This is a genomic window from Streptomyces sp. NPDC091279 (genome assembly GCF_044757465.1).
Lineage (GTDB): Bacteria > Actinomycetota > Actinomycetes > Streptomycetales > Streptomycetaceae > Streptomyces.
Genome location: NZ_JBIVVA010000001.1, coordinates 911,618 through 935,230, shown reverse-complemented (window position 1 = coordinate 935,230; position 23,613 = coordinate 911,618). Strand labels below are relative to the sequence as shown.

The 23,613-nt window shown below is 71.7% G+C and carries 21 protein-coding genes; all 21 read right to left on the bottom strand.

From position 1 onward, the window contains the following. Positions 1-21: 21 nt before the first annotated feature. The 21 genes from ACIQOU_RS03960 to ACIQOU_RS03860 all read right to left on the bottom strand — a co-directional run bounded on the left by ACIQOU_RS03960 (position 22) and on the right by ACIQOU_RS03860 (position 23,608). Positions 22-1,272 carry a cytochrome P450 gene (locus tag ACIQOU_RS03960; RefSeq protein ID WP_401533582.1) on the bottom strand — a complete coding sequence of 417 codons (1,251 nt, stop codon included), beginning with the start codon at positions 1,270-1,272 and terminating at the stop codon, positions 22-24. Beyond that, on the bottom strand, positions 1,269-2,471 hold the full coding sequence (locus tag ACIQOU_RS03955; RefSeq protein ID WP_401533580.1) for a cytochrome P450: 1,203 nt from the start codon (positions 2,469-2,471) through the stop codon (positions 1,269-1,271). Before ACIQOU_RS03955 ends, ACIQOU_RS03960 begins: the two co-directional genes overlap by 4 nt. Next, complete coding sequence (locus tag ACIQOU_RS03950; protein ID WP_401533579.1) at positions 2,468-3,592, bottom strand: cytochrome P450; 1,125 nt, start codon at positions 3,590-3,592, stop codon at positions 2,468-2,470. The genes ACIQOU_RS03955 and ACIQOU_RS03950 overlap by 4 nt, the downstream gene beginning before the upstream one ends. Positions 3,593-4,368: 776 nt before the next feature. Further along, on the bottom strand, positions 4,369-5,292 hold the full coding sequence (locus ACIQOU_RS03945) for a LysR substrate-binding domain-containing protein (protein WP_401533578.1): 924 nt from the start codon (positions 5,290-5,292) through the stop codon (positions 4,369-4,371). A gap of 260 nt (positions 5,293-5,552) precedes the next feature. Further along, positions 5,553-6,230, bottom strand: a complete 678-nt coding sequence (locus tag ACIQOU_RS03940; protein WP_401533577.1) for a 4-carboxy-4-hydroxy-2-oxoadipate aldolase/oxaloacetate decarboxylase — start codon at positions 6,228-6,230, stop codon at positions 5,553-5,555. Between the two features lie 60 nt (positions 6,231-6,290). Continuing rightward, positions 6,291-7,286: an NAD(P)-dependent oxidoreductase gene (locus tag ACIQOU_RS03935; RefSeq protein ID WP_401533575.1), complete on the bottom strand. Its 996-nt coding sequence runs from the start codon at positions 7,284-7,286 to the stop codon at positions 6,291-6,293. A gap of 50 nt (positions 7,287-7,336) precedes the next feature. Beyond that, complete coding sequence (locus tag ACIQOU_RS03930; protein ID WP_401533574.1) at positions 7,337-8,137, bottom strand: aldo/keto reductase; 801 nt, start codon at positions 8,135-8,137, stop codon at positions 7,337-7,339. 116 nt (positions 8,138-8,253) lie between these two features. Beyond that, the gene (locus tag ACIQOU_RS03925) at positions 8,254-9,288 is read right to left on the bottom strand and encodes a M24 family metallopeptidase (protein WP_401533573.1); all 1,035 of its coding nucleotides are present in this window, start codon (positions 9,286-9,288) and stop codon (positions 8,254-8,256) included. 44 nt (positions 9,289-9,332) lie between these two features. Beyond that, positions 9,333-10,589 (bottom strand): MFS transporter, encoded by a 1,257-nt coding sequence (locus tag ACIQOU_RS03920; protein WP_401533572.1) that lies wholly within the window; start codon positions 10,587-10,589, stop codon positions 9,333-9,335. A 359-nt stretch (positions 10,590-10,948) separates the two neighbouring features. After that, positions 10,949-12,178 carry an aminotransferase class I/II-fold pyridoxal phosphate-dependent enzyme gene (locus tag ACIQOU_RS03915; protein WP_401533571.1) on the bottom strand — a complete coding sequence of 410 codons (1,230 nt, stop codon included), beginning with the start codon at positions 12,176-12,178 and terminating at the stop codon, positions 10,949-10,951. Between the two features lie 62 nt (positions 12,179-12,240). Continuing rightward, the gene (locus ACIQOU_RS03910) at positions 12,241-13,212 is read right to left on the bottom strand and encodes a biotin-dependent carboxyltransferase family protein (RefSeq protein ID WP_401533570.1); all 972 of its coding nucleotides are present in this window, start codon (positions 13,210-13,212) and stop codon (positions 12,241-12,243) included. Further along, positions 13,205-13,936 carry an allophanate hydrolase subunit 1 gene (locus ACIQOU_RS03905; RefSeq protein WP_401533569.1) on the bottom strand — a complete coding sequence of 244 codons (732 nt, stop codon included), beginning with the start codon at positions 13,934-13,936 and terminating at the stop codon, positions 13,205-13,207. Before ACIQOU_RS03905 ends, ACIQOU_RS03910 begins: the two co-directional genes overlap by 8 nt. Then, the gene (locus ACIQOU_RS03900) at positions 13,933-14,712 is read right to left on the bottom strand and encodes a LamB/YcsF family protein (protein WP_401533568.1); all 780 of its coding nucleotides are present in this window, start codon (positions 14,710-14,712) and stop codon (positions 13,933-13,935) included. The genes ACIQOU_RS03905 and ACIQOU_RS03900 overlap by 4 nt, the downstream gene beginning before the upstream one ends. A 266-nt stretch (positions 14,713-14,978) precedes the next feature. Then, positions 14,979-16,271 carry an NAD(P)/FAD-dependent oxidoreductase gene (locus ACIQOU_RS03895; RefSeq protein ID WP_401533567.1) on the bottom strand — a complete coding sequence of 431 codons (1,293 nt, stop codon included), beginning with the start codon at positions 16,269-16,271 and terminating at the stop codon, positions 14,979-14,981. Between the two features lie 61 nt (positions 16,272-16,332). Next, positions 16,333-16,998: a haloacid dehalogenase type II gene (locus ACIQOU_RS03890; RefSeq protein ID WP_401533566.1), complete on the bottom strand. Its 666-nt coding sequence runs from the start codon at positions 16,996-16,998 to the stop codon at positions 16,333-16,335. A gap of 43 nt (positions 16,999-17,041) precedes the next feature. Next, positions 17,042-17,980: an aldo/keto reductase gene (locus ACIQOU_RS03885; RefSeq protein ID WP_401533564.1), complete on the bottom strand. Its 939-nt coding sequence runs from the start codon at positions 17,978-17,980 to the stop codon at positions 17,042-17,044. Continuing rightward, positions 17,977-19,437, bottom strand: coding sequence for an aldehyde dehydrogenase family protein (locus tag ACIQOU_RS03880; RefSeq protein ID WP_401533563.1), 1,461 nt, complete (start codon positions 19,435-19,437; stop codon positions 17,977-17,979). Before ACIQOU_RS03880 ends, ACIQOU_RS03885 begins: the two co-directional genes overlap by 4 nt. Further along, entirely contained in the window at positions 19,434-20,387 is a 954-nt protein-coding gene (locus ACIQOU_RS03875; protein WP_401533562.1) for a succinylglutamate desuccinylase/aspartoacylase family protein, read from the bottom strand. Before ACIQOU_RS03875 ends, ACIQOU_RS03880 begins: the two co-directional genes overlap by 4 nt. 46 nt (positions 20,388-20,433) lie before the next feature. Continuing rightward, positions 20,434-21,825, bottom strand: a complete 1,392-nt coding sequence (locus tag ACIQOU_RS03870; protein ID WP_401533560.1) for an aminotransferase class III-fold pyridoxal phosphate-dependent enzyme — start codon at positions 21,823-21,825, stop codon at positions 20,434-20,436. After that, complete coding sequence (locus ACIQOU_RS03865) at positions 21,822-22,691, bottom strand: ABC transporter permease (protein ID WP_401533559.1); 870 nt, start codon at positions 22,689-22,691, stop codon at positions 21,822-21,824. The genes ACIQOU_RS03870 and ACIQOU_RS03865 overlap by 4 nt, the downstream gene beginning before the upstream one ends. Next, positions 22,688-23,608 (bottom strand): ABC transporter permease, encoded by a 921-nt coding sequence (locus ACIQOU_RS03860; protein ID WP_401533558.1) that lies wholly within the window; start codon positions 23,606-23,608, stop codon positions 22,688-22,690. The genes ACIQOU_RS03865 and ACIQOU_RS03860 overlap by 4 nt, the downstream gene beginning before the upstream one ends. Positions 23,609-23,613: the final 5 nt, after the last annotated feature.

Genomic DNA, 23,613 nt, shown 5'->3' with positions numbered 1-23,613 from the left:
GGGCCTCCGTACGGGGGGCGGTCAGAGCGTGACGGGGAAGTTCTCGAAGGTCCGCAGGCTCATCGCGGTGCGTAGGAGGGGGCGTGCGGGCAGGGTGAGGCCGGGGAGGGTGCGGCGGATGCGGGAGAGGGCGACGGCGCATTCCATGCGGGCCAGGTTGGCGCCGAGGCAGTGGTGGATGCCGTGGCCGAAGGTCACCATGCGGGAGGTGTTGCGGGCGGGGTCGAAGCGGTCGGGGTCGGGGAATGCCCGGGGGTCGCGGTTGGCGGCGCCGTGCAGGGTGCGTACGTCGGCGCCTTCGGGGATGGTGATGCCGCCGAGGTGGATGTCCTTGCGGGCGATGCGGGGGACGGCGTCGACCAGGACCGGTGGGCTGTGGCGGAGGGTTTCCGCGACGAACGCCTTGGTCTCGGCGGGGCCGGCGTCGAGCCAGGTGGCCTGGTCGGGGTGGTCGAGGAGGGCGAGTACGCCGAAGTCCATGGAGGCGACGGTGGTCTCGAAGCTGCCGGCCCACAGTCCCCACAGCATGACCATGAACTCGGTGTGGTTGAGGCCTTGTTCGGGTTTTTCGTCGCCGTCGGTGACGTCGGTGAGGAGTGCGGAGATCAGGTCCTCGGTGGGCCGGTCGCGGCGTTCGGCGGCGAGTTGGGTGAAGTAGTCCTCGACCTGTTCGCTGGCTGTGTTGCCCGCTTCCAGGGTGTCGTCGTCGGATGTGGGGTGGATCGATGCGAGGACCTGGAGGATCAGGGCGGTGAGTGGCTCGCGGTCGGGTTCCGGGATGCCGATGATGTCGCCGGCCATGTTCATGCCGAGGGGTTGGGTGAGGTCGTGGTGCAGGTCGGCCGTCTCGCCGTCCTTGAGGCGGGTGGCGAGGGGGGTCAGCAGGCGGTCGCAGTGGCGTTTGGCGGCGGTTTGCAGGCGTTGGGCCTGGCGGAGGGTGAAGTGCCGGGAGACCGCGCGCCGCAGGCGGGTGTGTTCGGGGGCGTTGGTGCTGGTGATGACCTGGGTGAGGAGGCGCAGGGCGCGTGAGCGGTGCCAGCGTGGGTGTTTCGCGGGCAGTTCCTCGGTCTCGATGCTGCGCAGGTCGGGCGACTGGTAGGCGGTCCTGGCGGCTTCGTTGCTGCTGACGAGGTACACGCCGCCGGTGGGGTTGCGGTGGACGGGGGCGTGTTCGCGCAGCCACGTGTAGAACGGGTAGGGGTCCTGGAGTGTGTCGGGGTTCATCAGCCGGGCGAGGACGTCGAGTTCGGGGGTGGGGGGTGTCGCAGTCACGGGGTGCTCTCTTTCGTACGCTGCCAGGTGACCGGCAGCCGTTCGACCCGGCGCATCTGGAGGCCGGTCACGAAGGTGATCTCCTGCGGTGTGACCGCGAGCCGCAGGTGTGGCAGGGCTCGGGTCAGGACGCGGAAGGCGGCCTGGAGTTCCAGTCGGGCGAGGCCCGCGCCGAGGCAGAAGTGGGGTCCGATGCCGAAGGCGAGGTGGGGGTTGTCGGCGCGCCGGATGTCGAACTCGGCGGGGCAGATGAAGCGTTCCTCGTCGCGGTTGGCGGAGGCGAGGGCGGTGATGACGCCGGTGCCCCGGGGGATGGTCCCGGAGGGTAGTTCCACGTCCTCGCGGGCGGTGCGGATGAGGCTGTTGCTGCCGACGAACTCGTAGCGCAGCATCTCCTCGACCGCTCCGTCGAGCAGGTCCGGTTCGCGGCACAGTGCGGTGTAGCGCTCGGGGCGGCGCAGGAGGGCGAAGGCGCCACGGCCGATGGTGGTCGCCACCGATTCGTGGCCGGCGATGATCAGTGTCTTGACGAGGGTGACGAGTTCGCCCTCGGAGAGCCGGCCGTCGGTGTCGCGTGCGTCGATGAGGGCGCCGAGCAGTCCCTCGCGGTCCGGTGAGCGGCGTCGGTCGGCGATGAGTTCGGTGAGGTAGTCGCCGAACTCCCCCATGCGTACGTCGCGTTGTTCGGCGCTCATCGAGGTGGTGGAGATGAACGCGTCCGACCAGGTGCGGAAGCGGTCGGTGTCCTGGGCGGGCACGCCGAGCAGGTCGCAGATGACGTGCAGGGGCAGCGGGAAGGCGTAGGCCTCCGACAGGTCGGCGGGGTGGGGTCCGGCCAGCATCGCGGTCAGCAGCCGGTCCGCGATGGCCTCGACCTCGGGCCGCCACTGCTGGAGCCGGCGGGGGCTGAGTACGCCGGAGACCAGTCGGCGCAGCCGGTTCAGTTCGGGCGGGTCCTTGTGGAAGATGGCGTCCGCGGAGTCCGAGGTGCTGGTGCGGAACCGGGGTGTGCCGGGGATGCGTGGGTCGGTGCTGAAGCGGGGGTCGCTGAGGACCATGCGGACGTCGTCGTAGCGGACGGCGAGCCGGACCAGGTCGCCGCTGGGGACCTCGACCTCGCCGAGCGGGTCGGTCGCCCTGCGGCCGGCGAACTTCTCCTGCGGCAGTGCGCCCGCGTCCAGGGGGTATTTCTCCGTCATCGTCGGTTCCTGTTCTGCTCGGCGCCGCCCGGCGCGTGCCGTTGCCAGGTGACGGGGAGTTCGCGTACGCCGTGCAGCAGGCTGTCCTCGTCGAAGGCGATGTGGTCGAAGGGGACGGCCAGACGCAGTCCGGGCAGGCGTCGTAGCAGTGCCGGGAGTGCGATCTCCAACTCGGCGCGGGCCAGGGCCTGTCCGGGGCAGCGGTGGGCGCCGTAGCCGAAGGCCACATGGGCGCGGGTGCCGCGGGTCACGCCGGTGGTGCGGGTGAGGTCGAGGCGGTCCGGGTCGGGGAAGATCTCCGGGTCGCGGTTGGCGGACTGGAGTGCCAGCACCACTCCGTCGCCGGCCCGGATCACCGTGCGGCCGACGGTGAGGTCGGCGGTGGCGACCCGGCGCAGGCCGAAGTGGACCACGGTGAGGTGGCGCAGCAGTTCGTCCACGGCGCGGGGTACCGATTCCGGCTCGGCCGCGAGCAGGGCCGCGCGTTGGTCGGGGTGGCGCAGCAGGGCGGTGACGGCGAGGGTGATCTGGTGGGCGGTGGTGGCGTGTCCGCCGGTGAGCAGTGGCAGTCCGAGGCCGACCACCTGTTCCCGGGTGATGTGGCCGGTGCGTACGTGCTGGGCGACGAGTTGGCTGAGCAGGTCGTCGCCCGGCTCCTCGTCCTTGGCCTGGACGAGTCGGCCGAGGTAGCCGGTGAGGGAGGCGTAGGCGTCGGCGACCTGGGCTCCGGATGCGGAACGGCTGGCGATCACGGCGGCGCACTCTTCGAAGACCGCGCGGTCGTGGAGCGGGACGCCGAACAGTTCGCAGATCACCCGGACCGGCAACGCCAAGGAGAAACGTTCCACCAGATCGACCGGCTGCGGTAACAGCGCGAGTTCGTCGAGGAGTTCGTCGGTGTGCCGCTCGATCGCGGGCCGCATCCGCTCGACGTCGGTCACCAGGGCGCTGCGCATCACGATCCGCCGCAGTGCGGTGTGCTCGGGTGCGTCCATCGACGGCAGGTATCCGCGGGCCGGGGGCGGCTGGTCCGGCCGGAACGCCGGATATCCCGGCCGGGACGGGTCGCAGCTGAGCCGGGGGTCACCCAGCAGTGCGCGGACATCGGCGTATCGGGTCACCAGCCACGCCGGTACACCGCCCGCCCTCACCCGGCGTACCGGTTGCTCCCGTTGCCAACGTGCCAGCTCGGGGGGCGGGTTCAGCGGGCCCTCGGTGCGCTGGAACGGTAAGTCGGGAATCTGCGGCGCCGGTAAGGCCTCGGCGTCGGTGTGCTCCGTGCTGCCGCCTGCCGGGCAGCCCGTGGGGGACTGTTCCCGTGGCCGGCCGGGCGGCCGGGTGTCGGACGTGCGTGTCATCTGATCCGCTTTCGGTCTGTCGTGGTGGCCGAGGCCTCGCGGTGCGGCCGGCTGCCGGGCGAGGGAGGCCGGGTGCGCGCGGTGGGCCCGCCAGGTCCTGGGACGCCCGTGGTCCCTGCCCGTGTCGACCGGGTCGAACCGTGCGGGCGCGGCAGGAGCCTCGGCCGTTCTCGGCCGGGGTTTCAGAGGCTCGCCGGGCGCCCGAAACCGTCGTTTCCGCGCGTGGGTAGGGCAGGTGATGTCCTCCGTCGCTCCCACCTCGACGCGCGGACGTCGGTGCCGTGTCCCGTGGGGTGGTGCGGGGCTTGGCCCGTCGGCGCGTCGGGGGGCATGGGGAGCTGTGGGGGAACCCTTGGTGTTGGCATGACGCGGGGTTACCCAACGCTGACGATCACTCATACGTGGCGAGAGTGGATTTGACCGGAGAAAAGGAAACTATTTACTCAAGTAATCCAGCAACCGTGTATCCGGACTTAGGGTCGCAATCGGTCATCACGTCCACGGTGACCAGGAGAAACACCCGTCACACGGCTCACACCTCAGACGGGTTTCCGGTGGGCGGCCAGCGGGTCGAGGATCAGCGTGCGCAGGAGGTCCGCCACGAGCGCGGCGGCGTGCGAGAGCGGCTGCACGCCCGGGGTGCACAACGACATCGTGGTCCGCAGCTGGGCGTCGGCGAAGCGGTAGACGCGTACCTCGTCGGGGGCGAAGTTGGCGCGGGCGGCCGTGAGCGGCAGCACCGTGACGCCGAGCCCGTTCACCACGGCGTCGCGCAGCACCGTGTCCGGTTCGACCTCGGCGACGACCGAGCAGTGCAGTCCCGCGGAGCGGAAGGCGGCCTCGGTGATGCGCCGGACGGTGTGCAGCTCGCTCGGCATGATGAAGCCGAGGCGGCTGGCCTCCTTGAGGGTGATGGTGTCGGCGCTGCTGGTCACGGGTGGTGTCCTGGCGCCGGCGACGAGGTGGAAGTCCTCCTCCAGGACGTGCTGGAAGACGACGCCCTTGACGTAGCCGGGGTCGTAGATCAGCGCCATGTCCACCTGGCCGAGCAGGACGGCCTGGCTCATCACCACCGTCAGGTTCTGGATCAGTTGCAGTTGGATGTTCGGATACCGCTCCCGCACGGCCCGCAGCAGCGGTACCGCGAGGTTCGGCGCCATGCTGTAGGAGGCCAGGCCCACGCTGACCAGTCCGGCCGGGGTGTCGTTGCCCGCGCGCAGGTCGATCCGGGCGGCCTTCTCCAGGCGGAGGATGCCCTGCGCGTAGCGGTAGAGGGAGCGGCCCGACTCCGTGACCTCCACACCGCGTCCGGTGCGTTCGAGCAGGCGGGTCTTGAAGTCGTTCTCCAGCGCGGAGATGTGCTGGCTGAGCGCGGACTGGGTGATGTGCAGCGAGTCCGCCGCCCGCGTGATGTTGCCGATGTCGACGACCCTGACGAAGTAGCCGAGCCTGCGGGTGTCCATCGCGCTTCTCCTCGGAGTCGTCGGCTGGGTGGTGCGCCGTTGCTGAGCGTGCGGTGGGCCGGCCGTCCCGCGACCCGGGTGACGGTTCCGGCGGCGTGCGGGCCCCGGACCGGCCCGGGAGGGCGACCGCGTGCGGGGGAACGGTGCGGTGAACGTACCCCCTGAGCGCCCGCCGGGGAATCCGGGGTCATGCCGAAAGGCGCTCGGCACCCGGCCGAACGCCTCCCCTCACGCTGTGCGCGCACCTCGTGCGGACGCCCTCACTCCTCGACGACCAGGCCCTTGGCCTTCAGCTTCTCCACCAGTGCGTGCACCTCGATCAGGGGCCTGTCGCCTCGGCGGTGCTGCTCCCGGATCTCCGCCTCGTGGTCCTCGCGCCGCCGGCAGAGCCCGACGAGCTCCTCGGCCTCCTGCGGGTCGATCACCACGATGCCGTCGGCGTCGCCGCGCAGGATGTCACCGGGCCGGACGATCTGTCCGCCGATGGAGATCGGGCGGTTCACCGGGCCCAGGGTCTCCTTGACCGTGCCCTCGATGCAGACCGAGCCGGAGAAGACGGGGAAGCCCAGCTCGCGCAGGTCGGCGCTGTCGCGCACCCCGGAGTCGGTGACGAACGCGGCCAGTCCCTTGCTCTGGCAGGCGGTGGCGAGCACGTCGCCGAAGGAACCCGCCTGCTCGAACTCCGAGCCCGCGACGATCACGACGTCGCCGGGCTCGGCGTAGGAGATCGCGACCTGGACCATGAGGTTGTCGCCGGCCTGCGCCTCGACCGTGAAGGCCGGTCCGCAGAACGACATGGCGGGGTCCACCGGCTTCAGCCGGTGCGCCAGCGCGCCCTTGCGGCCCTGCGCCTCGTGGATGGTCGCGGCGGAGAACTCGCCGAGCGCGGCCACCACCTCTGCGGACGGGCGGTCGATCTTGGTGCGTACGTGGATCACGGCGGGGCTTCCCTTGTCGTCGCGGCTCTGGAATCGGTGGGGCTCAGGAATGGGTGGGGCTCAGGAGTTGTCGGGCCACGTGCCGTGCAGGAGGGGCGCGTTGACCGTTTCCTGGGGCTGTTCGCCTCGGCTGACCGTGATGAGGGACGCCATCACGCTCGTGGAGACCGCTTCGGTGTAGCGGTCCGTCCAGCACAGGGAGTGCGGGGCGAGGACGACGTTGTCCAGCGCGATCAGCGGGCTGTGCGTCGGCAGCGGTTCCTCCGTGAACACGTCCAGGCCCGCGCCGGCCAGGCGGCCGTCCGACAGGCGCGCGATCAGCGCCTGTTCGTCGATCACCACGCCGCGGGAGACGTTGATCAGGCGGGCGGTCGGTCGCATGAGGGCGAGTTCGCGCTCGCCGATGAGGTGCCGGGTGCCGGGGTTCGCCGCGACGGTGACGATCACGTAGTCGCTCTGGGCGAGAACGTCGTCCAGCGGGCGCAGTTCGATGCCGAGGTCCGCTGCCTCCCGGCTGCGGTCGCTGCGGTTGTAGCCGAGGACGCGCAGTCCCTGGGCACGCACCCGGCGTGCGGTCTCCTGTCCGATGCCGCCGAGCCCGACGATGCCCACGGTCGCGCCGGTCAGTCCGGAGCCGCGCCAGGCAGCGCGTTCGGCCCACCGTCCCTCCCGTACCAGCCGGTCCTTGACGACGAGGTGGTGGGAGAGGGCGTAGAGCAGGGCGATCACCGAGTCGGCCACCGGGCGCCGGACCGCGTCGGGGGCGTTGGTGACCAGCACCCCGCGCCGGGCGCAGGCGTCGGTGTCGACGGCGTCGAAGCCGGCGCCGAACCGTGCGACGTGCCGCAGCCGTCCCGATGCCGGTATCGACCGCGCCGTGATCCGCTCGTGCCCCAGGACGAGGACGGCGTCCGCCTCCTCCAGCTGGTCGGCGCGCACCTCCTCGACCTCTTCGTCCAGCACGCGCCAGGCCAGTCCGGCGTCGGTCAGCCGGTCGAGCCCGATGTCGCCGAAAACGGTGCTCCCGTCCGGTTCGGCATAGCCTCGCGTGACCACGACCTGATACACCACTACGGCCTCTCTGAGAGTGCGGGGAACTGGGGGAACTACAGGGCGGACAGACCGTCGATCGCCGCGACGTCCTGCGGGGAGAGTGTGATGTCGACGGCGGAGAGGTTCCGTTCCATGCGGTCGCGGTGCGCGGATTTCACGGTCACCGCGACCTGGTGGTGGAGGTTCCACGCGAGGACGATGTCGCGGGCCGAACAGCCGTGCCGGCCGGCGATGTCGACGAGGACCGGGTGGCCGAGGTCGGTGCTGCGCAGCGGGCTGTGCGCGCTGAGGACCACCCCGCGTTCACGCATCGCCTCGGCGAAACCGGGGTCGTGGTCCGCCGGACCCCACTGGACCTGGTTGACGGCCGGGTACACGCCGGTCTCCTCGTGGAGGGCGTCGATGAGCGCGACCGAGTAGTTGCTCACGCCGATCGCGCGGACCAGGCCCTCGTCGCGGGCCCGGACGAACGCGCGCCAGCTGGTGACGCCGGGGTAGCCGCCCGGGGGCCAGTGGATCAGCCACAGGTCGAGGTAGTCGCAGCGCAGCGCGGTGAGGCTCTGTTCCAGGGTCAGGCGCTCCCTGCCGACCTGGTCGGGCGGCATCTTGGTGGTGACGAACAGATCGGAGCGGGGCAGGTCGGTGTCGGCGAGGGCGTTGCCGACGGCGGCCTCGTTGCGGTAGCGGGTGGCGGTGTCGACGAGGCGGTAGCCGACCTCGAAGGCGGTGAGTACGGCCTCGGTGGCCTGCTCGGCGCGCATCGGGTGGGTGCCGAACCCGATCAGGGGCATGGTGTGGCCGGCCGCGTCGGCGGTGGGCACCCGGCCCGCTCCGGGCGGGAGGGTCGTTTCCATGACGGTTCTCCTCATACGGTGCGCACGTCCGCGCCGTCCTACAGGTGCGGTGTCGTGCGGCTGCGGCGTCGTGAGGTCGTACGTACGGGGCGTACGGCCGTGAAGGGGTGGGTGGTTCAGTACAGTTCGACGAGCCGCAGCGGGGTGCGGGCCTGCGGTTCGGTGCCCGAGGGGGTCACCACGAGCGTCTCGGCGAGTTCGACCGTGCCCCGGCCGGGTGCCGCGACCTCGGTGCGCACGCCGAGCACCATGCCGGGCTCGGCGATCACCGTGCTGTCGGGCAGCAGCGGCAGGGAGGCTCCTCCCCCGCGCAGCGCGACGATCCGGCAGGCCGCCGGGTGCGGTGCGGACGCGCGGGCGAAGGCGGTGTAGCCGTCGCGGAGCGGGGCGCCCGGCACCAGTGCCGTGAGGAGGGCCTCGGTCGCGGCGGCGCAGGTGTCGCCCGCGGTGCGCAGCGGGCCGTCGGCCTTGCTGAGCAGGGCCGTCGCGGCGGCGTAGCCCGCGACCCCGGCCAGCAGCGGGTGCAGGGCGTAGCGCACCGGGGTCGTGGCGGTCAGCTGGGCGGTGGCGGGGTCGTGGCCGCGGACGGTCACGAGGTCCGAGCCCGCCGCCCCGGGCTCGTCGCTGGGGTCGTTCCAGCCGAGCAGACCGCCGGCCCGGCGGATGGAGCGGTCGACGTTGCCGGAGATTTCCCGTACGTCCATGCCGACGCGCAGGTGGTCCATGACGGCGGTGTAGCCGACGGCTGCGAGGTCGGCGGCGGCGGCGAACGCGGCCACCTCGCCGGGTGCGCAGCGGGCGAGGTCGGCGAAGACCAGGTCGGCGGCGGGGCGTAGCCGGGCGCCGGTGCCGCTCAGCCGTCCGAACACCTCCCAGGGCAGGTCGGCGTCCGCGCCGACCACGCCGTCCTCGACGCCGGTCGCGTCGAGGACGGCGGTGAGGGCGGTGGCGAGGTCGCCGGGCGCGCTGGCGAGCGTGCCGTCGGTGGTGAGCAGGACGGCGGTCCCGTCGGCGAGGCCGGGCGCCGACCGCAGCGCGTACCGGCGGGCGCCGGGCGAGGTCAGCACCAGGGCCCTGAAGCCCTCCTTGTCCAGTTGTCCGCGGAGTCCGTCGAGTGCGGCTCCGGCCTGGCATGTGGCCGCTGTCGCCACGGGTCCACCGTCCTTTCGCTTACGTGTGTCCGGCTGTGCGCGGTTCAGCGCTTGAGTGGTTCGAAGGCGGTCTCGCGGATGCGCAGCGCGGTGTATCCGGCGACGGCGGAGGTGAGGACGAGGTAGATCGCCGGTATCCAGATGCTGCCGGTCGAGGCGATGAGCGCCGAGATGAGCAGGGGGGCGGCGCCGCCGAAGATCGCGGTGCCGAGGTTGTAGCCCACGCCGTACGCCACGGTGCGCACCCGGGTGGGGAAGAGTTCGGCGAGGGTGACCTGCATGACGCCGTTGGTGCCGGCGAAGCAGACGGCCATGAGGACCGCGCCGACCGCGGCGGTGGCGAAGGAGCCCCGGGTGAGCAGCCAGTAGCAGGGGAAGCCGATGACGACCATGCCGAAGGCGGAGGTGCTGAGCATCTTCTTGCGGCCCACCCGGTCGGAGAGCCGTCCGGCCCACAGCACGGCGAAGGTGCCGACGGCCAGCATGAGGGCCGTGACCAGCAGGCCTTGCAGGGCCGTGAAGTGCATCTCGGTCTTCATGTAGGTCGGCATGTAGATGAACAGGACGAAGTAGCCGGAGCTGTTGAGCAGCGGCAGCACGATGGTCAGGCCCATGGCGCGGCGGATCTCGGGGGTGGTGAACGCCTCCTTGAGGGGGCTGACGGCGACCTTGCCGCCTTCCTCGACCTCGGCGAACTCCGGTGACTCGTCGGACAGCCGCCGCACCAGCAGGCCGACGACGCCGAGCGGGAGGGCGAGCAGGAACGGCAGCCGCCAGCCCCACGCCTCCATGGAGGGGGTGCTGAGCACCGCGGTGAGCAGGGCGGCGAACAGGGTGCCGAGCAGCATCGCGACGAACGTGGCGGCGTTGCCGTAGCTGACCACGCGGCCCCGGCGGCCGTCTCCGGCGTGTTCGGCGAGGAAGGAGTTGCCGTTGCCGGGTTCGCCGCCCATCGCGAAGCCCTGGACGAAGCGGAGCAGGACCAGGCCGATGGGTGCCCAGACGCCTGCCGAGGCGTAGCTCGGGAGGATGCCGACCAGGCCGGTGGACAGGCTCATCAGGGAGACGAGGACCACCAGGACGCGTTTGCGGCCGATCCGGTCGCCCCAGGACCCGGCGACCGCGGCGCCCACCGGGCGGAAGAAGAACGGGATCGCGAAGGCCAGGAAGGTCAGCATGACGCTGGTGGAGGGGGCGCCGCTGGGGAAGAACACCACGGCGAGGGTGCCTGCCACGAAGCCGTAGACGGCGTTGTCGTACAGCTCGATGAAGACACCGACGAGGCCGCCGGCGATGGACATCCTCGTCGCCTTCGGGGTGGCCTGGGGTGTCTGCACAGGCGGCAAAGCCGCAGAGACCTTGCTGTTCACGGGCACTGCCTTTCGCGAGAGTGACGTCGTCGTCACCGGAAGGGGTGGACGCCGTCCCACAGGTCATCGGGACCGACCCGCCCCTGCGACTCCGTCAGGGGAGTCGTCGCCTCGGTCGCGTCGTCGCGTCGCGGCGGGTCACCGGCACGACGAACTCTGGCCCGTGATTATTTCCTCGGTATTGCCAGCGGGTTTACCCGGCCGCAAATTCAATCCGGTTTCCGATGCCGCCATTAAGGAAACTTATTCCTGTCGGCCCGAAAAAGCAGGGGCGTAGCGGAAATGCTTTTTCATCGGCGGAGCAGGGACACCGAATGCGCGAGTCCCGCGACGGCTTCGCCAATGATGTCGGACGACAATGCGAAGCTGGCCCGGAAATGGCCTGGGCTGCCGTAGGAGTCGCCGGTGATGACGAGGACGCCGGACGTTTCCAGGAAGTGTTCGGCGAGATCGGCGTCGGATTCCAGCACCGTGCCGGCGGGGGTCACGGCGCCGATGAGCGCGGAGGCGTCGGTCCACACGTAGAAGCCGCCTTCGGGGACCGTGGGGCGCAGGCCGTCGATCGCGGCGAGTCCGGACACGAGCAGGTCCCGGCGTTCGGCGTAGACGGCGACCGTGCGGTCGATGAACTCCCGGCCGCCGTCCAGTGCGGCGACCGCGGCGGCCTGGCTTACCGAGGAGGGGCAGGACGAACTCTGCGACTGGAGCGTGCCGATGGCGCCGCACAGCCGGGCGGCGCCGGCCGCGTAGCCGATCCGCCAGCCGGTCATGGCGTACGCCTTGGAGACGCCGTTGACGAGGAAGACGCGTTCGCGCAGGTCGGGGGCGACGGTCACGAAGCTGGGGACCGGCTGTGCGCCGAAGTTGATCTCGTCGTAGATCTCGTCGCAGAGGACCGAGACATGCGGATGCGCGCGCACCACGTCGGCGAGAGCGAGGAGTTCGTCCTCGGTGTAGACCGCGCCGGTCGGGTTGTTGGGGGTGTTCAGCACCACCCAGGTGGTGCGGTCGGTGACGGCGTCGCGCAGCCGGTCGGGGGTGAGTTTGTAGCCGTGTGCGGCGTCGGTGGTGACGATCACGGGGTGGCCGCCGTTCACGGCGACCATGTCGGGATAGGACACCCAGTACGGGGCCGGGACGATCACCTCGTCGCCCTCGTCGAGGGTCGCCATGAACGCCAGGAAGATCAGCTGCTTGGCGCCGCCGCCGAGGCAGATCTCGTCGGTCGTGTACGACTGGCCGGTCTTGCGCAGCAGGCGGGAGGTGATCGCCTTGCGCAGTGCGGGGGTTCCGGTGGCCGAGGTGTATTTCGTCTCGCCCGCGCGGATCGCCGCGATCGCCGCTTCCTTCACATGGTCCGGAGTGTCGAAATCGGGTTCGCCGATCGTGAGGGGGAGGACGGTGCGGCCCGCCTCCTGAAATGCGCGCACCCGGTCCGCGACCCGGGCACTCGGGGACTCCTTGACGCGCGACATGCGTTCGGCCGGCGTGGGGGCGAGAAGTGTTTCGGAAAGGGGCATCCCATTTCTCCTTCGGTGGGTACGAAAGTGGTGGGCGGTCAGAGGCCGGGGACGGGGGCGGGTCAGACGAGTGCCGCGAACGCGGTACGGGCGCGCACGGCGATCCGGTCCAGGAGGCGTCGCCGTTCCAGGTAGGCGGCCGTGGCGGCGGCCGCGGTGGTCCGGCAGAAGCGGATCTCCTGGCCCGGGCGGAGCTGTGCCGCGTGGTCCAGGGCGCGGGAGGTGAGGACCGCGAGGACCGGGTAGCCCGCGGTGATCCCCCGGCCGCGCATCAGGACGAGCAGTTCGTCGCCGGCCGGGGCCTCGATCGCGCCGACGGGGACGCCGCGCGACAGCACCTCCCCGGCGATCTGACGCTGTGGTACGTGTCCGGCGACGCGCAGTCCGACGTGGTTGATGCGCGGGGTGACCTGGTACGGGGAGTCGTAGAGCCGTCCGAGTCCGGTGCCGAACTCGGCGGCGTCGGGCCCGTCGACCACCTCCAGGACCCCGGGCACCCGGCCGACGTCGCGGGGGATGCCGAAGTCGAACACGGTGGCCCCGAAATGCCGGTTGACCAGCGGCGGGTGGGAGCGGAACAGGGACAGGGAGGTGCCGGGCGTGACGTGCGTGCCGAATCCGATCATCGAGTCCGGTGCGCAACTCCCCATCAGACGGGGCACGTCGAACGATCCGTGCACGGCGACGTAGGCGCGCAGTCCCGCGTCCGAGACGCCGACCCGCAGTGTCTCGCCCGCGCGCACCGACAGCGGTGCCCAGGCGGGGTGGGGCCGGCCGTCGATGGTGGGTTCGGCGGGGGCGCCGGTGACGGAGAGCAGGACGTCATGGCTGGGGCGCAGGGTGAGGCCGAAGCCGGTGGCCTCGATGAGGGGGTCGGTGGGCGCGTTGCCGACCAGGGCGTTCGCGGCGCGGGCGGCGAACTGGTCGAGCGCGCCATTGACCGCGAGGCCGCGCGGGGGGCCCAGGACCCGGCCGAGGTCGGTGACCGTGCACGCCGTCGCGGACTCGACGTGCAGCACCGGGCGCTCAGTCATCGGCGCGGTAGGTCATCGGCGTGCCGAGCAGGGCGGTGTAGCGGGCCTCGTCGATCGGCTGGAACCGTACCCGGTCGCCGGGCCGGTAGGGGACGACGGTGTCGTGGCCCTGGCCGGTGCTCAGGATGTCCAGCGGGGTGCGGCCGATCTGGCGCCAGCCGCTCGGCGCGGCGACGGGGCCGATGACCGCCTGGCGTCCCGCGAGGGAGACCGCGCCGGGCGGCACCCGCAGCCGGGGGGTCGCCAGCCGGGGGACGGGGACGTCGAGGTCGGGGCCGTCCATCATGGCGGAGGCGGCCGGTCCGCCCAGGCAGCGGATGAGGTGGTCCTTCGCGCAGACGAGGTCGACGACCGTCGCCGCCGGTACGCCGACCACGTCCGCGACCCAGTCCAGGTCGGGCCCGGCCGCGCCGCCGAACAGCACCGGAACGTCGATGACCCGGCCGTCGGCCGCCCGGGCCGCGTCGGCGGTGGTGTCCCAGGAGTGGATGTGGGAGGCGATCACGTCACCGGTGATGTGGTAGGGGTCGAACTCCACGAGCACCGCGTCGTAGGTGGCGACGGCCGTCACCGTGGGGTGCAGGTCGCCCTGGTTGAGCCAGCCCGCGAGGCGGTGGACGGCGTTCCAGACCCGGTCGGTGTCGGCGCCCTCGACGGTGACGCGGAGGGCGGAGTCGCCGCACGGCGAGAGGGCTACGTGGGTCGCCGCCCGGGTGCCCGTCATGCGGCCCCTGCGCCCAACACCTCGGCCAGCGGCGCCAGTTCGACTCCGGCGGCCTGGAGTTCGGTGCGGATGCGGGCCGCGAGCTGGAGGGCCGCGGGGCCGTCGCCGTGCAGTTGCACGCAGTCGGTGCGCACCGGCAGGTCGGTGCCGTTGCGGCTGGTGATGACGCCGTCGATGACCATCCGGACGGTGCGGTGGGTGACCTCGTCCGGGTCGTGCAGCACCGCTCCCGGTTCGGAGCGCGGCACGAGGGTGCCGTCGTCCTCGTAGGCGCGGTCGGCTATGCCCACCATGGCCATGCGCAGGCCGCGTTCACGGGCGACGGACGCCATCTCGCCCTCCTGCATCAGGATCACCAGGGTCGGGTCGAACGCCTCGACGGCGTCGGCGACGGCCTCGGCGTAGTCGCGCCGGGTGACCACGAGGTTGCCGAGGCGGCCGTGCGGTGCCAGGTGCCCGATGCGGGTGCCGTGCGCCCGGGTGAACGCGGACAGCGCGCCGACCTGGTACAGCACGTCGGTGCGTACCTCGTCCGGCGTCAGGTCCATCGCCCGGCGGCCGAAGCCGACCAGGTCGGGGAAGCTCGGGTGGGCGCCGATGCCGACGCCGCGTTCCACGCAGGCCCGTACGGTCGCGTCCATCACCCGGGGGTCACCGGCGTGGAATCCGCAGGCGACGTTGGCGGAGGTCAGCAGGTTCAGCAGTTCGGCGTCGTTGCCCATGGTGTAGGCCCCGAAACTCTCTCCGAGATCGGCGACCAGATCGACGACAGGCACAGTGAGGCTCCTTTTCCTGCCCAGGCGGACGGCGCCGGAACCTGTCCGGCGCTCGGGTCAGCGGGTCCGGTGCAGCACCCGGTCCGGGTCTGACGCTAGGTGCGGCGGGGGCCAGGAAGAAGCCCACATCACGAAGGCCTATGGGCGCATAGCCGTTCACGATGGGACCGGGCGGGTGGCGTCGGGGACGGCCGTGGGGGTCCGGAGACGGCGGGAGGCCTTCCGCGACGGGTGCGGAAGGCCTCCGGGGAGGGGCGGTGACGGTGTCAGCGCAGGCGGTCCTTGGCCTTGTAGTAGGCGCCGCCGAACGGCAGGAACCAGGCGGTGCCGTTGTAGAAGGGGACGGGGACCTTGGGGAAGCCGAGGCCGCGCAGGGGGTTGGCCTCCGGCTTGCCGTCCATCATCTCGGCGACCGCGCGGCCCATGGAGGTGGCCATCTGGACGCCGTGGCCGCAGTACCCCATGGAGTAGTAGAGGCCCTTCGCGCCGTCGGCCTCGCCCGCGTGCGGGAGGCGGTCCCAGGAGAAGCCGACGGTGCCGCCCCAGACGTAGTCGATCCGTACGTCGGACAGTTGCGGGAAGATCTCCGCCATCTCCTGCTTGAGGATGTCTCCGCTCTTGAGGTCGGAGGCCGGGTTGGACGGCGCGAAGCGGGCCCGGCCGCCGAAGGCGAGACGGTGGTCGGGGGTGAGGCGGAGGTAGTGGCCGATGTTCTTGGAGTCGACCACCAGGCGGGCCCGGGGGATCAGTTCGCGGGCGCGCTCCTCCCCCAGCGGCTCGGTGACGATGATGAAGCTGCCGACGTTGATCAGCCGCTTGCGGAACCACGGCAGCGCCTTGTCGGTGTAGGCGTCGGTGGCGGCCATGACCTGCCGGGCCCGGATCGTGCCGTGCAGGGTCTCGACGAGGAACCCGCCGCCGGGCAGCCGGGTGAGGCCGGTGGCCGCGTTGCGTTCGTGGATCTCGGCGCCGGCGCGTTCGGCGGCGTCCGCGAGACCGCCGACGTACTTGCCGACGTGCAGGGCGGCGCTGAGCGGGTCGAGGAGGGCGCCGTGGTAGTAGTCCGAGCCGAGTTCGGAGCGCAGTTCGGTGCGGGAGAGCAGCGTGGTGTGGTGGTCGAAGTTGTCGGCCAGGTCGCGCTGGGTGGCCTTCATCGCCTCGAAGTGCTGCGGTTTGAACGCCACTCCGAGCCGGCCCGCGCGGTGGAAGTCGCAGTCGATCTTCTCGGTGCGGGTGAGGTCCTCGACGACGTCGACGGCCTCGCGGAAGGCGTCGTACAGCGCGCGGGCCCGTTCCTGGCCGAAGCGTCGGCGGGCCTCGCCGACGCCGATGGTGATGCCCTGGGTGCACATGCTGCCGTTGCGGCCGGAGGCGCCCGAGCCGACCTTGTCCTTCTCGACGAGCACGACCCGGGCGCCCTTGCGGGCGGCGTGGTAGGCGGTGGACAGGCCGGTGAGGCCGCCGCCGATGACGACCACGTCCGCCTCGTCGGGGAGGTCCTTGCCGGAGCGGTCGGGCAGGGCCGGGGCGGTGTCGAGCCAGTAGGGGATCTGCTTCATGGCGTGTGTCCTTCGTGTGGTCTGTCCGGTGGCACCGGGTCGCGGCGCGTGCCCTGCCGGGTCAGCAGCCCAGCAGGGCCGGCAGGCCCGACAGGTCGGGCAGCTCGTCGTAGGGCTGGTAGTCGGCGCTGCCCGCGCGGCCGTAGCGGTTGATCCACACGCGGCGCTTGAGGCCGAGGTCTCGGGTGGGTATGAGGTCGTACTCCCAGCCCTGCGCGGTGTGGATGACCTGGGACGGCTCGACGCCCATCGCCTTGTGGGCGTGCTCGAAGGTCTGCCGGTCCGGCTTGTACGCCGCCGCCTGCTCGGCGGTGATGACGTGGTCGAACTCGACGCCGATGTTCGCGACGTTCTGGGCGATGAGGTGGTCCTCGGTGTTGGAGATGATGGCGATCTCGTACCGGGACTTCAGGGCGCGCAGGGCGTCCGGCACCTCCGGGAAGGGGCCGAAGGTGGGGACGGCGTCGACCAGGGCGTCGCCGTCGGAGGCGCGGTAGCCGAGGCCGTGCAGGCGCATGGCCATCTCCAGGCTGGAGTGCAGGACCTCGTGGTAGGGGCGGTAGGCCTCCAGGACGGCCTGGAAGCGCATCACGCGGAAGTCGTCGAGGAACTCGTCGACGTCCAGGTTGTCCAGGTCGAGGCGGTCGGCGAGGACCTTCAGGGTGGTGGGGCCGAGTTGGAAGTCGATCAGGGTGCCGTAGGCGTCGAAGGTGACGATCTCTCGCATGGTGCGGCCTCGATTCGCTTGCTGTCAGGGGGAGTTGGGGGCGTCAGACGACGCGGTCGCCGGGGCCGACGAGGGCGTCGAGGGCGGTCAGGTCGGCCGCGTCCGGAATCCAGTCGGCGGCGGCCGCGTTGGCGGTGACCTGCCCGGGGGTCATGGCGCCGCAGATGACGGAGCCGACGGCGGGGAGCGCGGCGAGGGCGCCGACGGCGACCTGGAGGAGACTCAGGCTCCGGTCGGCGGCGTACCCGGTGAGCGCTTCGACGCGGTCCAGGGCGGCGTCGGTGAGCCAGCCCTGGCGCCAGGTCAGGCGGCTGCCCGCGGGCGGTTGTTCGCCGCGCCGGTACTTGCCGCTGAGCAGGCCGTTGGCCAGCGGGTAGTACGGCAGCAGGCCCACGCCGGTGCGCAGGCAGGCCGGGATCAGGTCGTGCTCGGCGCTGCGGTCGAGCAGGTGGTAGCGGGCCTGGGTGGAGACGAACGCGTCGGAGACCTGCTCGGCCGGGAGGTTGGAGCAGCCGACGTACCTGACCTTGCCCTCGTCGACGAGGGCGGCGAGGGCGGCGACGGTCTCGTCGAGCGGGGTGGTGCCGTCGGGTTCGTGGTACTGGTACAGGTCGATCCGGTCGGTGCCCAGGCGGTGCAACGACGCCTCGACGGCGTGCCGGATGTAGCGGCGGGCGCCGCGCGGGCCGTGGCGGTCGGCGTCGGGGCCCATCTCCATGCCGAACTTGGTGGCCAGGACGACCCCGTCGCGACGGCCCTTGAGGGCGGCCCCCAGGAGCCGTTCGCCGTCGCCGCGCGTGCCGGTGCCGGTGCCGAAGCCGCCGTAGGTGTCGGCGGTGTCGAAGAGGGTGATCCCGGCGTCGAGGGCCGCGTGCACGACGGCCTTCGTGCCCTCCTCGTCGAGGCGGGAGCCGAAGTTGTTGCCGCCGACGCCGACCACGGAGACGACGGGGCCGCGCGCGCCCAGCGTGCGGTACCTCATGGCCGCTCCCCGAACCCGATGCAGACGTTCTTGGTCTGCGTGTAACTGGCCAGCGCCTCCAGGCCCTTCTCCCGGCCCCAGCCGCTGTGCTTGTAGCCGCCGAAGGGGAGTTCCACGCCGGTGCCGACGCCGGTGGCGTTGACGTAGACCTGGCCGGCCCTGATGTTCTCGGCCAGGCGCATCGCCCGGTCGAGGTCGCGGGTCCACACGTAGGAGGAGAGGCCGTAGGGGCTGTCGTTGGCGATGTCGAGGGCCTCGTCGACGTCGTCGAAGGCGAGGACCGTGACGACGGGGCCGAAGATCTCCTCGCGGGCGACGCGGGACCGGTTCGTCAGGCCGGTCAGGACGGTCGGCTCGATGTAGTAGCCGTCGGCCAGGGCGGGGTCCTTCGGGGCGCCGCCGCCGATCAGGAACGTGGCGCCCTCCTCGCGGGCGAGGTCCAGATAGCCGAGGACCCTCTCGCGCTGCCGGGCGGCGATCAGCGGGCCGATGTCCGGGTCGCTGAGGCCGGGGCCGATCCGCAGGGCGGCGATCCTCTCCACCAGCAGGTCGAGGAAGCGTTCGGCGCCGCGCTGGAGCAGCAGCCGGGTGCCCGCCGAGCACATCTGTCCGGCGTTGCTGAACGACGCCCCCATGATCGCGGTCAGGGCCTGTTCGACGTCGGCGTCCGCGAAGACGACGAACGGTGACTTGCCGCCCAGTTCCGTCACCGACGGCACCACGTTCGCGGCGGCGGCCTGGGCGACCTTGATGCCGGTCGGCACCGAGCCGGTGAAGGTGACCTGGTCGATGCCGGGGTGTCCGGCGAGGGCCGCGCCGGTGTCGCCGTCGCCGGGGACGACGTTCAACACCCCGGGCGGGAGGCCGCATTCGAGGGCGATCCGGCCGATCTCCAGGGGCGTCAACGGCGCCTCGGGCGACGGCTTGAGGACCACCGTGCAGCCCGCCGCGAGCGCCGGGGCGCTGCCGCGCGCGGTGTTCTGGAGCGGGTAGTTGAACGGGATGATCTGCCCGGAGACGCCGATCGGCTCGCGGACGGTGTAGTCGAGCAGGCCGGGGCGGAGGGGGACGGTGGTGCCGCCGAGTTTGTCGGCGAAGCCCGCGTAGAACTCGAAGTAGCGGGCGGCGGCCTCGACATCGGCCACCGCCTGCCCGAGCGGCTTGCCGGTGTCCTGGCTCTCCAGCCGGGCCAGCCGCTCGCCGTCCTCGCGGATCGCGGCGGCGATCCGGTGCAGCAGCCGCCCCCGGTCCGCGGCCCGCATCCGGGCCCACTCCGGTGCGGTGAACGCCGCCCTGGCCGCCGCCACCGCCCGGTCCACGTCGGCCGTCCCGGCCAGCGCCACGTGGGCGAACGCGGTGCCGTCGGAGGGGTCGAGGACGGTGAACGTGCGGCCGTCGGCGGCCGGGACCCGCTCGCCGTCGATCAGCAGCTCGGTCGGCTGGGGTGCGGCGGTCACGGCTGGATCTCCCCCAGCACCTCGCCGAAGATGACGACCTCGTCGCCGGGGCGGACGGTGCGAATCCGGCGGACCCACAGCACGACGCCGTCCTGCGGGGCGCGGACCTCCTCCAGCGTGTTGCCGTAGTGGTCGACGATGTGGGCGATCAGGTCGCCCTCCTTGCAGCTCTCCCCCGGCTCGGCGTGTCCGACGAAGAAGCCGCCGGCGTCGGAGCGGGCGAAGGTCCCGGAGACCGTCGTGTAGCTGTCGCGGAGCTGGACCTCGCCGCCGATCATGCCGAACTGCCGCATGATGTTGCGGATCGAGCCGATGTGGAGGTCGACGACGGCCTCGCGGTAGGTGCCGCCGCCCGCCTCGATGGTGATCGCGGGCTTGCCCGCCGCGAGGGTGGGGTGGCGGACCGTGCCGCCCCACTTGCCGCCCTTCCAGACCAGCTCGTGCCCGGCCGCGAGGGCGAGATCCGTGGCCAGTTCCTCGTGGCCGCCCTGGAGGATGACGAGCGGGGCGATCTCGCCGAAGGTGCCGCCGGTGTGCAGGTCGACCAGGGCGTCGATGGCCGGGACGACCTGCTCGACGAAGGTGGCCGCCAGCCGCAGCGAGTACGAGCCGTCCGCGTCGCCGGGGAAGATGCGGTTGAGGTTGAGATGGTCGAGGCCGCTGGTGCGGGCGGCGGCCTCGAAGGCGGGGGTGTTCATGCAGGGGATGCCGACGAGGGTGCCGTGCAGGGTGGCCGGGTCGGTCTCGGCGAGGACCCGGCGGATGGCCTCCTGCCCGTCGTACTCGTCGCCGTGCACCCCGGCGTCGACGCAGAGCACCGGGCCGTCGTGGGCGCCGTTCACCACGACGAGCGGTATCCCGAGGTCCACGCCGTAGGTGCTGGCGCCGACCGGGATGAGGCCCTGGGCACGCTCGCCGGGGGCGACGGTCAGCGGACCGATGGAGAACATGAGGGGGTTCCTTTCGATGACGGGGAACTTCGGGGCCGCGCGGGGCTCAGAGGCGGGCGGACGCCTCGGTGAGGGTGTCCGTGAGGATGTCGGCGATGCGGTCGAGGAGCGCGCGGTCGCTGATCAGCGGGGGCGCGATCTGCACCAGGGGCGCCGCGCGGTTGTAGACGCGGGCCAGGAGGCCGGCCTCGCGCAGCCGGCGCGGCACCAGGTCGGCGACGAGGTCGGCGCGGGCCCGGTCGCTGAAACCGCCGCCCTCCAGGTCGCCGACGAGTTCGCAGGCGTAGAAGAAGCCGGCGCCCCGGACGTCGCCGACCAGGGGCAGGTCGGTGAGGGCGGCCATCCGGGTGGCCAAGTGGCCTTGCTGGTCACGGACGTTGTCGAGGATGCGGTCGCGCTCCATGATCTCCAGGCTGCGCAGGGCGATCGCGGCGCTGAGGGGGTGGCCGGCGAAGGTGTAGCCGTGGTTGAGGACCGCGCCGGGCCGGTTGATGACCTCGGTGACCTTGCTGCTGACGAGGGTGGCGCCCATCGGGGCGTAGCCGGCGGTGATGCCCTTGGCGACGGTGACCAGGTCGGGGCGGGCCGCGTAGCAGTCGCCGCCGAACCACTCCCCCAGCCGTCCGAAGGCGGTGATGACCTCGTCGGCGACGAGCAGGAACCCGTACCGGTCGGCCAGGGTCCGCAGGCCCGGCCAGTATCCCTGGGGCGGGGTGATGCAGCCGCCGCGGTTCTGCACCGGCTCGGCGATCAGCAGGGCGATCGTCTCCGGGCCCTCGGCGAGGATCGCGGCCTCCAGCTCGGCGAGCAGCCGGGCGGTGTACACGTCGTCGTCGGCGCACTCGGGGGCGAGGCCGAAGCGGTTGGTGTTGGACACGAACCGGGTCTCGATGGCGCCCGGTCCGTACGGTTCGCGCAGTCCGGGGTCGTCGGTCAGGGAGAGGGCGCCGAGGGTCAGGCCGTGGTAGGCGCCGCGCCGGGAGATGGCCTTGGTGCGGGTGCTGTCGCCGCGCAGGGCGTGGTAGCGGCGGGCGATCTTCCAGGCGGTCTCGACGGCTTCGGCGCCGCCGCCGGAGAAGAAGGTGTGCTCGATGTCGACGGGGGCGATGCGGGCCAGCCGTTCGGACAGTTCGATGGCCGTGGGGTGGGCGGAGGCGGACCACAGGGGGCTGAAGCAGAGTTCGCGCAGCTGCCGGGCGGCGGCGTCGGCGAACTCGGGGGCGTAGGAGTAGCCGAGCTGGCAGCAGTAGAGGCCGGAGAGGCCGTCGATGTAGCGCCTGCCGTCGGCGTCGTCGACGTAGGGTCCCTCGCCGCTGCGGACCACGAAGAGGTCCTGGCCGCCCTGGCCGAACGAGCCGTTGGGGGTCATGTTGAGCAGGAGGTGGCGGCCCGCGGTGGCGGACAGTTCCTCGGTGGGGGTGCGGGTGCTGCTGGTCATGATGCGGTCTCACTTCCGGCGGGGAGGCTCACCGCGGTCTCGGTCGGCAGCAGGCCGTCCTGCTTGCCCTGGCCGCCGAGCCGGCGGGCCGCGCCGACCAGGGCGAGGGCCACGACGGCGACGGCGATGAGGATCGCGCTGACGGCGGTCACCGACGGGTCGACGTTGTACTGGAGGACGTTGAACACCTGGACGGGCAGCGTCACGGTGCCCACGGAGGACAGGAACTGCGCGATGAAGAACTCGTCGAAGCTGGTGATGAAGGCGAAGATGCCGGCGGCGACGAGTCCCGGCGCGGCCAGCGGGAGGGTGATGCGGCGGGCGATCGTGAGGCGGCCGGCGCCCATGCTGGCGGCCGCGTCCTCCAGCCGTTCGTCGATGCCCTTGAGGGTGGCCATGAGGATCATCACGGCGATGGGTGAGGCCAGCACGGTGTGGCCCAGCGCGATGGCGATGGGGCTGCCGAGCATCGAGGCCGGTTCGAAGAGCAGGAACAGGCCGAGGGCGACGACGACCTGCGGGATCACCAGCGGGGCGAGGACCAGGCCGTAGACGGCGGAGCGCAGCGGGAGTTCGCTGCGGACCAGGGCGGTGGCGGCGGTCAGGCCCAGGATCAGGGAGAAGACGGTGGTCATGGCCGCCACCAGGGCGCTGAGCGAGAGCGCGGCGGGCCACTTGCTGCCGTCGGCGAAGAGTTGCCGGTACCAGCTGAGCGTCCAGGACTCGGGCGGGAAGGAGCCGAAGGCGTCCTTGCCGAAGGAGGTGACGACGATGACGACGATCGGCAGCGCCAGGACCAGCAGGATCAGGGTGGCGAGGACGGTGAGGGTGAGGCGTCCGGCCAGGGTGGAGCGCAGCTCGATCATGACGCCGTACCTCGCTTCCGGAGGGCCTCGCCCGCCGACTTGGCCAGCCTGAGCAGCAGGAGTCCGGCGAAGGTGAGGAGCAGGAGGATGATGCCGAGCGCGGAGGCGCCGTTCCACTGGTTCTGCTTCATGACCTGTTCGTCGATGAGCGAGGCGACCATGGTCTGTTTCTCGCCGCCCATGAGGGCCGGGGTGAGGTAATAGCCGAGGCACAGGATGAAGGAGAGGACACCGGCGTTGACCAGGCCGGGGGCGACCAGCGGGAGGTAGACGCGGCGGAAGATGGTGATCCGTCCGGCGCCCATGCTGGCGGCGGCGGCCAGCAGACGGCGGTCGATGCCCTTCATGACCGCGTACAGCAGCAGCACGGTGTACGGGAGCATCACGGCGGTGGTGCCGATGACGACGCCGGTCTCGTTGTAGAGCAACTGGAAGGGTGCGCCGGGGACATGGAGGTCCGTCAGGACGTTGTTCACCACGCCGTTGTCGCCGAGCAGGATGATCCAGCCGTAGGTGCGTACCAGGGCGCTGATGAAGTGCGGGACGACGACGACCAGCATCGCCAGGCCCGCCCACAGCGGCTTCAGGCGGGAGATCGCGGCGGCCAGCACGAAGCCGGTGACCAGGGCGATCAGGGAGGTTTCGGTGGAGATCCGCAGGGTGGTCAGCAGGATCTTGAGGTCGGCGCCGCGGAAGGCGTCGCCGTACCAGTGGAGGGTGAAGCCGCCGTCGGCGCCCTTGAGGCTCAGCATCAGGGTGCTGAAGATCGGGTAGACGAAGAGGATCAGCAGGTAGACGACGACGGGGGCCGCGTTGAGCAGGCCTGCGCGGGTGCGGCGGTCGGACCACATGCGGGCGAGGCGTTGGGTGCGGGGCGTGGCGGCGGGCGGGTCCGATACGGGGGTGAGGACGGCCATGGTCG